10 protein-coding genes are annotated in these 12,534 nt (G+C 47.1%); 7 read left to right on the top strand and 3 right to left on the bottom strand.

Annotated features, from left to right (window positions below; translation table 11 throughout):
- Nucleotides 1–75 precede the first annotated feature (75 nt).
- The 3 genes from AC51G0_RS05220 (at nucleotide 76) to AC51G0_RS05210 (ending at nucleotide 2,883) form a co-directional block, all read left to right on the top strand.
- Complete coding sequence (locus tag AC51G0_RS05220; RefSeq protein ID WP_496301005.1) at nucleotides 76–1,230, top strand: MalY/PatB family protein; 1,155 nt, start codon at nucleotides 76–78, stop codon at nucleotides 1,228–1,230.
- Between the two features lie 92 nt (nucleotides 1,231–1,322).
- Nucleotides 1,323–1,832: a VC2046/SO_2500 family protein gene (locus AC51G0_RS05215; RefSeq protein WP_496301004.1), complete on the top strand. Its 510-nt coding sequence runs from the start codon at nucleotides 1,323–1,325 to the stop codon at nucleotides 1,830–1,832.
- Between the two features lie 361 nt (nucleotides 1,833–2,193).
- Nucleotides 2,194–2,883, top strand: coding sequence for an SDR family oxidoreductase (locus tag AC51G0_RS05210; RefSeq protein WP_496301003.1), 690 nt, complete (start codon nucleotides 2,194–2,196; stop codon nucleotides 2,881–2,883).
- Nucleotides 2,884–2,941: 58 nt separating this feature from the next.
- On the opposite strand, the gene adhE is transcribed toward AC51G0_RS05210, so the two are convergent.
- A complete protein-coding gene (gene adhE, locus AC51G0_RS05205) occupies nucleotides 2,942–5,644 on the bottom strand; it encodes a bifunctional acetaldehyde-CoA/alcohol dehydrogenase (protein ID WP_496301002.1) in 2,703 nt (900 codons plus the stop codon).
- Nucleotides 5,645–6,359: 715 nt separating this feature from the next.
- Here adhE and AC51G0_RS05200 point away from each other — a divergent pair.
- Nucleotides 6,360–6,998, top strand: coding sequence for a YchE family NAAT transporter (locus tag AC51G0_RS05200; RefSeq protein WP_496301001.1), 639 nt, complete (start codon nucleotides 6,360–6,362; stop codon nucleotides 6,996–6,998).
- A gap of 158 nt (nucleotides 6,999–7,156) precedes the next feature.
- Nucleotides 7,157–7,975, top strand: coding sequence for an ion transporter (locus AC51G0_RS05195; protein WP_496301000.1), 819 nt, complete (start codon nucleotides 7,157–7,159; stop codon nucleotides 7,973–7,975).
- A 78-nt stretch (nucleotides 7,976–8,053) separates the two neighbouring features.
- On the opposite strand, the gene glpQ is transcribed toward AC51G0_RS05195, so the two are convergent.
- Together glpQ and cysS are read right to left on the bottom strand one after the other, a co-directional pair.
- Nucleotides 8,054–9,136 carry a glycerophosphodiester phosphodiesterase gene (gene glpQ / locus AC51G0_RS05190; protein WP_496300999.1) on the bottom strand — a complete coding sequence of 361 codons (1,083 nt, stop codon included), beginning with the start codon at nucleotides 9,134–9,136 and terminating at the stop codon, nucleotides 8,054–8,056.
- A gap of 321 nt (nucleotides 9,137–9,457) precedes the next feature.
- Nucleotides 9,458–10,840 carry a cysteine--tRNA ligase gene (gene cysS / locus AC51G0_RS05185; RefSeq protein ID WP_496300998.1) on the bottom strand — a complete coding sequence of 461 codons (1,383 nt, stop codon included), beginning with the start codon at nucleotides 10,838–10,840 and terminating at the stop codon, nucleotides 9,458–9,460.
- A gap of 351 nt (nucleotides 10,841–11,191) precedes the next feature.
- Between cysS and AC51G0_RS05180 the strand changes: the two genes are divergently transcribed.
- Together AC51G0_RS05180 and lpxH are read left to right on the top strand one after the other, a co-directional pair.
- Nucleotides 11,192–11,689, top strand: a complete 498-nt coding sequence (locus AC51G0_RS05180) for a peptidylprolyl isomerase (RefSeq protein WP_496300997.1) — start codon at nucleotides 11,192–11,194, stop codon at nucleotides 11,687–11,689.
- A gap of 43 nt (nucleotides 11,690–11,732) precedes the next feature.
- Entirely contained in the window at nucleotides 11,733–12,467 is a 735-nt protein-coding gene (gene lpxH / locus AC51G0_RS05175; protein WP_496300996.1) for a UDP-2,3-diacylglucosamine diphosphatase, read from the top strand.
- Nucleotides 12,468–12,534: the final 67 nt, after the last annotated feature.

Below are 12,534 nucleotides of genomic sequence, written 5' to 3'. Positions count from 1 at the left end.
CAGTTCAAATACCAATCTGGATAAGTAGATTGGTATAAGATAGTAGCAGCCGACAGCCCCCTGAATGGAATCAGTATGACAGTTCACTCCCCATACCAGCTCTTCGATCAACACATCGATCGCGCCAATAGCAACAGCGTTAAATGGAACAAGTACAAAGACAAAGATATTCTGCCGATGTGGGTGGCAGACAGTGATTTTCGAGTACCGGATGCAATCACCGAAGCCCTGCACCAGCATGTTGATCACGGTATTTTTGGTTATGGCTATCCGCCACCACGGCTGACCGAGCTGCTGGTTGAACGGATGCAACAACGCTATAACTGGACAATTGAACCGGAGTGGATTGTTTACTTGCCTGGCCTCGTATGCGGGCTTAACCTGGCCGTCAGGGCACTTTCTGGGGACCACCAGGGCGTGATAAGCCCCAAGCCTATTTATCCCCCATTCATATCGTCCGTCAAACTGGCCAAGCGTTCTCTTGCTACTTCCCCTGTTACGCTGCAAAACGGACGCTGGCTGATGGATCTAGAGCAGACAGCCGTTACTCCAGAATCTAAGCTGCTGCTGTTTTGTAACCCGCTCAACCCAGGCGGCACCGTTTACCGTCGGGACGAGCTCAAGGCATTGCTTAGCTTTGCCGAGCAGAACGACCTGTATGTTTGTGCTGACGAAATTCACTGCGACTTAATCTTAGATAAAGAAGCCAAACATATTCCTTTTGCTAGCCTCAAGGACAGTGCCGCACAGCGCTCCGTCACCCTGATCGCCCCGAGCAAAACCTTCAATATTGCCGGGCTGGGTGCCTCAATGGCTATCATTCCCAACCCGGTATTACGCCGCAGGTTTATGAAAACCAAAGCGGGTATTGTCCCGGACGTGAACGTACTGGCTTATACCGCAGCACAAGCTGCATATGAAAGCTGCCAACCATGGCTAGAACACCAATTGGATTTTCTCCGCCAGCACCGGGATAAGCTGGAGCAGGAAATTAATGCTATGCCATTTCTCAAACTGCATCACATCGAAGCAACCTACCTGGCATGGATTGATGCCTCGGCACTTCCTGTTACCAGCCCCTTTAAGTTCTTCGAACAAGCCGGAGTCGGGCTATCGCCAGGCGCTGATTTTGGCAACGCCGATTTTGTACGGTTAAATTTTGCCTGCTGCAGCGAAATTCTGGATGAGGCCTTGCGACGAATGCGCCGTGCTATCGAAGGTTTGAATTAACCGATGTAAAAATACTGCTAAAGTTCTTACGGGTCGATCCGATAAAGAGGTATCACTAACCGGAGCCTCTTTATTTACAGATGCAGCCGCAAATGCAAATCCATACTTTAGACAAAGCGCAACTCATTAATGAAGTGCAGCTAGGCAGCAACCTCAACCACGCGGTTGAAGGCGGACGCCGGGCTGACTTTGCATTAATGCTGGCGATGTTGTCTCCGGATCATCTGGAAACTATCCCGGTTGACGCCCTGCCCAAGCCAGGGAAAACCGAAACAGAGCTGCGGGCCTACTTCGAATTACAGGATCCGCAGCCACTGAGCACCACCGAGCACTGTTACGATAATGGTGCGGCTCAAGCCAAGGTCTTTCATAGCAGCGGGCTTTCTGACGCCCGCCTGCTCCACGAATTACAACCCACGGCCCTCACCTTCCCACCACAAGGGACCAAAGGGATGCCAGAAGAGGTGTATCACAACCTTTCCGGCCATGAGCGCCGAATGCTCCCCCCCAAAGAAGATGCAACAATTCAGGCCTCTCCGCAGGATTTATACCTGTCACTGATCCATGCCAAGCGCTTCGCTGAAATGTATCAAACCGCCTAAATTGCAATCTAGTTCCGACTCGCTCACAGTAATTTTTATTTCGTGACAACCATCATAGCTTTGTTACCCCCAAGCAGCACGCTGCTCACAATTTACTAACATTTACTGGCGGTTTGAGGCGATTTGGGCGCTTTTTCACAGTTAATCCCGGCTCAAAGCTTCACTATTAAATTGTATTTTTCATTTGCTTGTTGATCGATTTATCGGCCAAGTGCGTAACTTTGAAATTAACTGAAATTTGGCATTCATAAATTCCTAAACCAACTAATGGCCAAATGATGACACCTTTTACTTTCAGAGTGCCCGGAAACTGCCATAACAGCAGCGCACCATCCGGTACAAACGGGGGAAAGAACGAGTCATGAATATCGCGCAATCTGTCATTGTAATTACTGCCGCTGGCAGCCCAATGGGCAAAGCGATTTCACTCCACTTCGCATCACTAGGCGCAAAACTAGCCCTAGTTGATATCGAAGCTGAGCGCTTGCAGCAAACACAACAAGCCTGTCTTGCCACAGGGGGAGATTCACATCCTTTCTTGCTAGCTGCTCAGGATGAAACATCCATTGCAAGCTTGATTAATGATGTCCACCAGTACTTTGGGGCTATTGATGTCCTGGTCAACTATTGGCTGGGATCAGATCTACCGATGCTGCTCAGCCCTACTTCCGTCGATCAGTTTTGCCGTTCGATGTCGGAAGGGGCAACGCCCTTCTTTATTTTTGGCAAACAGGCGGCTAACTACATGCGAGAGCACCACAGCGAAGGCGTGATTGTCAACCTGGCTGCTAACCTAATCAACACCCACCAGCCTATCAATAATGGCTCGAAAGCCATGATTTCAGGCCTGACACAAAGCTGGGCAAAAGAGCTGGCCGAATTTAATATCCGAGTCGGCGGGGTTGTACCACTGACCTTTGACCGCGAAAGCAATCACTCACAAGGGAATTTGCTTAGCCAGCCACTGCAGTATGAAATAGTCAGAAGCGCAGAATACATTGTCGCTAATGATTATTTTAACGGGCGGATGATAGAAGCGGAGGCGGGGTAAGGATATAAAAAGCCCGCCAAAGTGGCGGGCTTAAAAGTGCGCTAGCTATAACAAATGATTATGCTGTAGCTTTTTCTTTCTTCGCTTTAGCTGGCTTTTCAGCAACTACCGCTTCTTTCTCAGATTTCTTGATAACAGTAGTACCTTCGAAAGTCTCACCTTCAACGTATGCGTTACCGTAGTAAGCCGCTGTCAGTACTTCTTTCAGCTCGCTGATCAATGGGTAGCGAGGGTTAGCACCAGTACACTGGTCATCAAACGCTTCTACTGATAGCTCGTCTAGTTTCGCTAGGAAGTCAGACTCTGGAACACCTGCAGCCTGGATAGACAGTGGGATATCCAAATCACCTTTAAGCTCTTCTAGCCATGCTAGTAGACGCTCAATCTTCTGAGCTGTGCGGTCGCCTTCTTTAGACAGACCTAGGTGGTCAGCAACTTCTGCATAACGACGACGCGCTTGTGGGCGGTCATACTGAGAGAATGCAGTTTGCTTAGTTGGGTTATCGTTCGCGTTGTAACGTACAACGTTAGAGATAAGCAGTGCGTTAGCAAGACCGTGCGGTAGGTGGAACTCAGCACCAATCTTGTGAGCCATTGAGTGACACACACCCAGGAAGGCATTCGCAAACGCGATACCAGCAATAGTTGCTGCGTTGTGTACTTTCTCACGAGCGATTGGGTCGTTAGCACCGTTCGCATAGCTTGAAGGTAGGTATTCTTTAAGCATCTTAAGCGCTTGAAGAGCCTGTCCGTCAGAGTATTCGTTAGCAAGAACAGATACATAAGCTTCTAGTGCGTGAGTAACTGCATCGTAACCACCAAACGCTGTTAGCGACTTAGGCATGTTCATAACCAGGTTCGCATCAACGATAGCCATCTGTGGAGTTAGCTCGTAGTCAGCTAGTGGGTACTTAGCACCAGTCTTGTCGTCGGTAACAACCGCGAAAGGAGTAACTTCAGAACCTGTACCAGATGTAGTAGTGATACATACCAGCTCAGCTTTCTTACCCATTTTAGGGAACTTGTAGATACGCTTACGGATATCCATAAAGCGCATTGCTAGTTCTTCGAAATGCGTTTCTGGGTGCTCGTACATAACCCACATGATCTTCGCGGCATCCATTGGAGAACCACCACCAAGAGCAAGAATTACGTCAGGCTGGAAGCTCTTCATTGCTTCAGCACCTTTCTCAACAACAGATAGCGTTGGATCTGCTTCTACGTCGAAGAAAGTATGAACTTCGATACCTTGCGCTTTAAGAAGAGCAACAACATCATCAGCATAACCGTTGTTAAATAGGAAACGGTCCGTTACTAGGAATGCACGTTTCTTACCTTCTAGGTCGCTCATTGCGATTGGAAGGCTACCACGACGGAAGTAGATTGATTTTGGTAGTTTGTGCCACAACATATTCTCAGCTCGCTTCGCTACTGTCTTCTTGTTGATAAGGTGCTTAGGACCTACGTTCTCAGAGATAGAGTTACCACCCCATGAACCACAACCAAGAGTTAGAGAAGGCGCTACGTTGAAGTTGTAAAGATCACCGATACCACCGTGAGTCGTCGGGATGTTTACAAGAATACGTGCAGTTTTTAGCTTGTCACCGAAGTACTTGATACGGTCTTGGTTTACGTCTTGGTTTGTGTACAGGCCAGATGTGTGACCGATACCGCCAATCTCAACCATAGTTACCGCTTGCTCTACTGCGTTCTCGAAAGAAGACGCGCGGAACATACCCAGTGTTGGAGACAATTTCTCGTGAGCAAACTCATCTTCGTACTTAACTTCAACACCTTCACCAATAAGGATCTTAGTGTCAGCAGGTACTTTAACGCCAGCTAGCTCAGCGATTTTAGTTGCTGGCTGACCAACGATAGCTGCGTTCAGGTTGCCGTCGATTAGAAGAACTTTACGAACTTTGTCCGCTTCTGCTTTAGACAGTACGTAACCGTTGTGAGATGCGAAACGCTCTTTCACTTCGTCGTAGACTTCGTCCATTACGATTACTGCCTGCTCAGAAGCACACACTACACCGTTATCGAACGTTTTAGACATCAGCACAGAAGCTACCGCACGCTTAACGTCAGCAGTTTCATCGATAACGACAGGAACGTTACCTGCACCAACACCGATAGCTGGTTTACCAGAAGAGTAAGCCGCCTTAACCATACCTGGACCACCAGTCGCAAGGATAAGGTTAATGTCATCGTGCTTCATCAGCGCGTTTGAAAGCTCAACTGAAGGCTGGTCAATCCAACCGATGATGTCTTTTGGTGCACCGGCAGCAACAGCTGCATCAAGTACTAGCTTAGCCGCATCGTTAGTTGAGTTTTTAGCACGTGGGTGTGGCGAGAAAATAATCGCGTTACGTGTTTTAAGCGAGATAAGAGATTTGAAGATTGCAGTAGATGTTGGGTTTGTTGTCGGTACGATACCGCAAATGATACCTACTGGTTCTGCGATAGTCATGGTGCCGAACTCTTCGTTCTCTTCCAAAATACCGCAAGTTGGTTCGTCTTTGTATTTGTTGTAGATAAATTCTGAAGCGAAGTGGTTTTTGATAACCTTATCTTCAACAATACCCATACCAGATTCAGCAACAGCCTGTTGAGCTAGAGGAATACGCGCGTTGTTCGCGGCTAGAGAAGCAGCACGGAAGATTTTGTCAACTTGCTCCTGAGAGAAAGTTGCAAACTCTTTCTGAGCAGCTTTGACGCGGGCAACCATTGCATCTAGTTCAGCCATATTTGTTACAGGCATAGTTAACTCCTAACTTAATATTGAAAACTTTTTAGTAAGGATACGTCTTAAATCCTTTCGGTTACCGGTACTGAGCAATCCTACTCTTACAACCCGATAACACACATACTTAGTAAATTGCTTTCAAAACTGATTATATTATTTCATGCCTTGAAAAAAATTGATTTAGATCACTTGTAACCCCATAGGAGTACTTTTTGTCAAAATCAGACAGATCTCATGTAAAATCAATACATTAAGTTCATAGATTGTGAGTAAAAGGATTGCACTTTAAGAAAACCCCTCTTTCAGACTCACTTACAGGCAACGAATATTACGTAACAAACCTACATATTTGATCATATTTGACATGAAATGTGATTAAGCTCACAAGAAAAATCAGTTCTGTTGCATATTTTGTGGCACATCGAACACCCATTAAGAGTAATGCAAAACTCTCTTGCTTTACAGCGGCGTAACATCAAATTCACCGATAATTATTAATAAGGGTAGAGATAACATTTTTTAATTGGTGCAACGCCATTCTTTCGCTTACAGTAGCGCCAAATAACAGGACGCCATATAAATACACGACAGTCTGATCCGGTAGCAAAATTCCATCCCTACGGCTTTCGCTATCTACTTCTTAGAAAATCCTGTCTTAGCTTTATGTGCCTATCTGTTAAAGAGGAGGAAGTTAGCTTCTTATTTTTTACGTTTGTTAGATGATCCCGCAATGCAAACAATCGAAATCGCCATTTTCTTACAATTTTTTGTCGGCCTGATTGCTGCCGTCAACCCTATCGGCATTATGCCTATTTTCGTTTCACTCACCGGCCATATGAATGCCGAGGAAAGAAACAAGACAGCCTATACCGCCAATATTGCCGTTACCGTTATTCTGACCGTCTCACTGTTAGCCGGCCAGTTCCTGCTAGACATGTTCAGCATTTCCCTCGACTCATTTCGTGTCGCCGGTGGCTTGCTGCTGCTAACTATCGCTTTCTCGATGATGAGCGGTAAACTGGGTGAAGATAAGCAGAACAAGCAGGAAAAGTCGGAATCCATCAGCCGTGAACAAATTGGCGTGGTTCCGCTGGCAATGCCACTAATGGCTGGCCCTGGTGCAATCAGTTCCACGATTGTCTATGGCTCCCGCTACCCAGGCATGGCCAGTACACTAGGTATCGCAGCCACTATCGTTACATTTGCTTTTTGCTGTTGGATGTTATTCCGGGCAGCCCCGATTATTGTTCGCTTTCTTGGCCAGACCGGTATCAACGTCATCACCCGTATAATGGGCCTGATCCTGGCTGCTCTGGGGATTGAGTTTATCGCCAATGGCCTACGGGCACTATTCCCGGGCCTGGCTTGATAGCAACGCTGCCAGACTAAGCAAAAACTGGTTCAGTGAACTCACAAAAGTACCTCCCCTTCCTATTTTGGCGAGGTACTTACTGCCGGTAACTGGTAACCCTCCTGATTGTTCATTATCCTATCTGGTATGGCAGCTATCTTTGAATTCAGGGCGTTATGGTTACACTCAATACTCGGCAAAAATTCTATCAAGTGATATTTGGTACCCAGACAAAAGCCGGGCAGTATTTCGATATTGTCCTGATCATCGCTATCCTATGTTCTGAACTAGTATTGATCCTCTCTTCGATGAAAGATGTCAAAACCCAGTTCTCCCATCTCCTCTCTGTCATGGAATGGGTCTTTACCCTACTATTCACTGTCGAATATATCGCCCGCCTATATTGCTCGCCGAGACCATGGGCTTACGCCCGGAGCTTCTATGGGGTGATTGATCTGATTGCGATTCTTCCGAGCTATATCGCCTTCCTGTTCCCCGGTTCTAACTATCTGCTGATCGTCCGTTTGATCCGGGTTATGCGGATATTCCGTATATTAAAACTGGCCCGGTTCCTCAAGGATTCGAATATCTTGCTGCGCTCTTTATTGATGGCGCAACGAAAGATCCTCGTCTTCTTTAGTACTGTTGCTATTCTCGTCACCGTGCTGGGCGCGTTGCTTTTTGTCATAGAAGGGCCAGACAATGGCTTTACCAGTATCCCGAAAAGTATCTACTGGGCTATCGTGACCATTACCACTGTCGGTTATGGCGATATCGTACCGCAAACAGACCTTGGCAAAACGCTGGCCGCTTTTACCATGCTGCTTGGCTACTCCATCCTAGCGGTACCGACGGGCATTATTACCGCAGAGCTTAGCCAGGAAATGAAAGTACAGCGAGATCTGATCCGCTGTCTCAACTGCTCCACCAGCGGTCATGAAGCCGATGCGAATTATTGTAAGAAATGCGGTGCTGAATTGCCGGAACATGTCTAGCCGAAAAGTCGCTTGTATTAAAAAAGCGGCGCAGAGAACTGCGCCGCCTTATCGTTACTATCTAGCTATAAATAGTAATTAATTGGTTTGTGATGATAGGTAGTCAACGGCTTTGTCTGGGTAATCTGTAAATACCCCGTCAACATTGGCCGTATTGTAGAAAATATCCAACATATCATTGAAGTCATTGGCATACGTTGCTATACGGCCGGTATCAGCACGGAAAGTATATGGATGCACCTGCATGCCTTGCTGGTGAGCCGCTTTCACCAAGCCTGTTAGCTTGATATTCCCTTTGGTTGATTGATCCGAGACAACCATCGGTTTCCACGGGCCAACGCCATCGGCATATTTGGCGATTTTTTCCATTCCGCCTTTGGCAAACATCCAGTCGTAATCGTAAGGTTGTGCCTGCCCTTTACTGTCATACACCATGGTTTCGTTCCAGTCGGTGTAGGCAAGCAGCTGAACCAGCTTCACGTCTATATCCATTGCAGGCATTAGATCATCATGAATACGCTTTAGCTCATTAAAATCAAATGTCTGTAGATAGACGTTGCTCTCTTTATTGGTATAACCGTAATCCTTAAGGACTTTCAGCACCGCTTTACTGATATCTTTACCTTCATAGCGGTGGAACCATGGTGCTTTGATTTCAGGGTAAATCCCGATGTCGTAACCCAATGATTTGTTCAAACCCTGGATCATCTCAATTTCTTCTTCAAAAGTAGGTACTTTAAAATCAGACTGCCACATTGGATAACGCTCAGGGAAACCTTGGACTTGCTTGCCGTCTTTGATATTAAAGCCTTCTGTTACGCTCAGCTGCTTGATCTCTGCCAGGGTAAAATCTATCGCATAAAACCGGCCATCTTCACGGGCCCGGTTAGGGAACAGCTGAGCCACATTCGTTACGCGATCCAAGTAGTGATCGTGCAGTACCACTAACTTGTCATCTTTGGTCATCACCACATCCTGCTCAATATAGTCAGGCTTCATGGCGTAAGCCATTGCTTTGGCTGGTAGGGTATGCTCGGGCAGGTAACCCGAGGCACCACGGTGGGCAACCACAATTTTATCGGTGTCAGGGGTTGGTAGAGCAAGGGCAGAAGGTGCAAGCAGTGAGCTGCTAATTGCAGCAGCAAGCCATACTTTTTTCATTATTATCATCCTTAGCAATCGATGCTTTTCATCGGGGGAACGAAAGCATCATTGGGTTATACAACGAAAAGCATAGTAATCAGTATTGAACAATCATTTTAGACCTATTGCTCTAAACGTGATCGAAAACAGTCGAATTGGAACATTTTGTTTTCGAATGGTGATGTTAGATCAGATTTAATTGTTCGCATGAAAACCAGGTAAAAGCCTTATGCCTAAAGTGTATTGTTCTGTTATTTCACTATCGTGACGCCACCTGTCGCTAGGGATAAAAAAACCGGAGCCAATGGCTCCGGTTTTTATTGTTCGCTGAGGGAGTTTTTACTTACGACGCCAAGTCGTACCCTGCGGGCCATCTTCCAGGATAATATCCATTGCCAGTAACTTGTCACGAGCCGCGTCGGCCGCTGCCCAGTCTTTTGCTGCACGGGCATCCAAACGCTGCTGGATCAGCGCTTCGATTTCAGCAACATCATCGCTTTCACCTGCACCACCTTGCAAGAACGCTTCTGGCTCCTGAGCCAATAGGCCAAGGATATCAGCCAGCTCACGCATTCGGGCACCCAGAGCTGAAGCCGCGGCTACGTCATCAGACTTCAGGCGGTTAATTTCACGCGCCATATCGAACAGTACCGAGTAGGCTTCTGGCGTATTGAAATCATCATCCATGGCTTCTTTGAAGCGTGCGACAAATTCTTCACCGCCTTGTGCAGCTACCTGTACGTCAAGACCGCGTAGTGACGTATACAGGCGCTCAAGTGCAGAGCGAGCCTGCTTCAGGTTATCTTCACTGTAATTCAGCTGGCTACGGTAATGGCCTGACATCAGGAAGTAACGAACGGTTTCAGCATCGAAATAGCCCAGCACGTCGCGGATTGTGAAGAAGTTACCCAGAGACTTGGACATCTTCTCGCGATCAACCATGACCATGCCACTGTGCATCCAGGTATTCACATACTGTGAACCTGTTGCGCAGCATGACTGGGCAATTTCATTTTCATGGTGCGGGAACTGTAGATCAGAGCCACCACCGTGGATGTCAAAATGGTCGCCAAGGATAGCCGAGTTCATTGCAGAACACTCAATGTGCCAGCCCGGACGTCCAGGCCCCCATGGTGATTCCCACGTCGGTTCACCCGGCTTGGACATTTTCCACAGCACGAAGTCCAGCGGACTACGCTTAGCCGCTTCAACATCAACACGGGCACCTGCCTGCAGCTGCTCAAGATCCTGTTTGGACAGTTTGCCGTACTCATCAAACTTGCTGACTTCAAACATCACGTCGCCGTTATCGCCAACATAAGCAAAGCCGCGCTCGATCAGGCGCTCACACATGGCAACAATTTCTGCAATGTAAGCTGTCGCACGTGGCTCAATGTCTGGGCGTTTCATGCCTAGCGCATCAAAGTCAGCGTGCATCTCACCGATCAGGCGCTCGGTCAGAGAATCACAGCTTTCGCCATTTTCTGCCGCACGCTTAATGATTTTGTCATCGATGTCAGTGATATTACGGACAAATGTCAAATCATAACCCGAATAACGCAGGTAGCGAGAAATCACATCGAACGACACGAAAGTACGGCCATGGCCGATGTGACACAAATCGTAAATGGTAACCCCACAGACGTACATGCCTACTTTGCCAGGCTGGATGGGTGTAAATTCCTCTTTCTGTCTAGTGAGCGAGTTATAGATCTTTAACATGTCTCGTAGTTACTCATTTTATGGGGTTACTTTAAGAGGAGTAATTACACCTCTTATGACAAATGAAGGCAAGGAAAAATGCGCCGATGCCACGGTTTATCCCCTCTTGGCGGACAAAAAGCTCGCAGTGTCGCAAAGGGCTTAATAAGGTGGCAATTGAATTCTCGCTTTCATCCCTATTCACCTATAGTTATACCTAAACGTTTACTTATTGGTTTGGCGTTGGATTTGGTGAAATAGTCGCCTTATTTCACCGTAGACAGATAATGATGAGAGATCATGTTGACGCCTTTCCTTAGTAAGATAAAATCCAACGTTTAAAGCAAAATACATCCATTAAAGGACAAGCTCATGGTAACGCTTCACACTACTTTTGGTGACATCAAAATTCAGCTAAACACAGAAAAAGCGCCTGAAACGTGTGCAAACTTCCTGCAATACTGCCGTGATGGTTTCTACAGCGATACAATTTTCCACCGTGTTATCGATGGTTTCATGGTTCAGGGCGGCGGCATGTCTTCTGGCATGGTAGAGAAAGAAACTCGCGCACCAATCAAAAACGAAGCTAACAACGGCCTAAGCAACAAAGTAGGTACGCTGGCAATGGCACGTACTATGGAGCCGCATTCAGCAAGCTCTCAGTTCTTCATCAACGTTAATGACAACAAATTCCTAGACTTCAAATCAGAGACACCTGATGGCTGGGGCTACTGCGTGTTTGCAGAAGTTGTTGAAGGCATGGACGTTGTCAACAAGATCAAAGCGGTTTCTACAGGTAACTGGGGTTACGTTCACCAGGACGTGCCAGTTGAAGAAGTTGTTATCAACAACGTGACTATCGAAGAGTAATCAATACTCTCAGGGTGGCCTGACGGCCGCCCTCTCCTTCCTTATGACAACACTGTTTATTTCTGATCTGCACCTCAGTGCCGAACGTAGTGATATCACCGACTGTTTTCTTACTTTCATGAGAGAGGAAACCAAGGGGATTGACGCACTGTACGTCCTGGGTGACTTATTCGAGATGTGGATAGGCGACGATGATGACTCTCCGTTCCACCAGCAAATTAAGTCCGCCTTTAAGCAACTCACCGACTCTGGCGTCCCTTGCTATTTCATTCACGGTAACCGTGATTTTTTAATTGGCAAGCGCTTCAGTGCGGAAACCGGTGTCCAGCTCTTACCGGAACATAGCGTCATTGACCTGTACGGCAAACCAACGCTAATTCTACATGGCGATACCCTGTGCACCCTTGACGAAGGCTACCAGCGCTATCGGAAAAAAGTGCATAACCGTTTTATTCAATGGCTGTTCTTCCGCCTGCCGCTATCCTACCGCCTAAAGGTCGGTGACAAACTGCGTAGTAACAGCAGTATGACAAATCAGATGAAACGGCAGGATGTTATGGATGTCACACCGGATGAGGTAGTGAAAGTCATGGCGCAATATCAGGTAAAGGCGATGATCCATGGCCATACGCACCGCCCTGATGTCCATGAACTGACCGTCGATGATCACCCCGCGCTGCGTACTGTGCTCGGCGATTGGTATGATCACGGCTCTGTATTGGTCTGCACACCTGATGGCTGCCAGCTGGAAACGCGTGATTTTGCATTGAAATCCTAGCGTTGGCTATTAGCCTCATTGCTACGAATGAATACGAATAAAAAAGGTACGCCGTGGCGTACCTTTT

It is taken from the genome of Photobacterium sp. HL06 (assembly GCF_059552575.1).
This window is presented reverse-complemented; position numbering and strand designations above follow the sequence as displayed.

Excerpts from the sequence above, each read along its gene's own strand:
- AC51G0_RS05220 (WP_496301005.1), top strand. The coding sequence starts at position 76 with ATGACAGTTCACTCCCCATACCAGCTCTTCGATCAACACATCGATCGC.
- AC51G0_RS05215 (WP_496301004.1), top strand. The coding sequence starts at position 1,323 with ATGCAAATCCATACTTTAGACAAAGCGCAACTCATTAATGAAGTGCAG.
- AC51G0_RS05210 (WP_496301003.1), top strand. The coding sequence starts at position 2,194 with ATGAATATCGCGCAATCTGTCATTGTAATTACTGCCGCTGGCAGCCCA.
- adhE (WP_496301002.1), bottom strand. The coding sequence starts at position 5,644 with ATGCCTGTAACAAATATGGCTGAACTAGATGCAATGGTTGCCCGCGTC.
- AC51G0_RS05200 (WP_496301001.1), top strand. The coding sequence starts at position 6,360 with ATGCAAACAATCGAAATCGCCATTTTCTTACAATTTTTTGTCGGCCTG.
- AC51G0_RS05195 (WP_496301000.1), top strand. The coding sequence starts at position 7,157 with ATGGTTACACTCAATACTCGGCAAAAATTCTATCAAGTGATATTTGGT.
- glpQ (WP_496300999.1), bottom strand. The coding sequence starts at position 9,136 with ATGAAAAAAGTATGGCTTGCTGCTGCAATTAGCAGCTCACTGCTTGCA.
- cysS (WP_496300998.1), bottom strand. The coding sequence starts at position 10,840 with ATGTTAAAGATCTATAACTCGCTCACTAGACAGAAAGAGGAATTTACA.
- AC51G0_RS05180 (WP_496300997.1), top strand. The coding sequence starts at position 11,192 with ATGGTAACGCTTCACACTACTTTTGGTGACATCAAAATTCAGCTAAAC.
- lpxH (WP_496300996.1), top strand. The coding sequence starts at position 11,733 with ATGACAACACTGTTTATTTCTGATCTGCACCTCAGTGCCGAACGTAGT.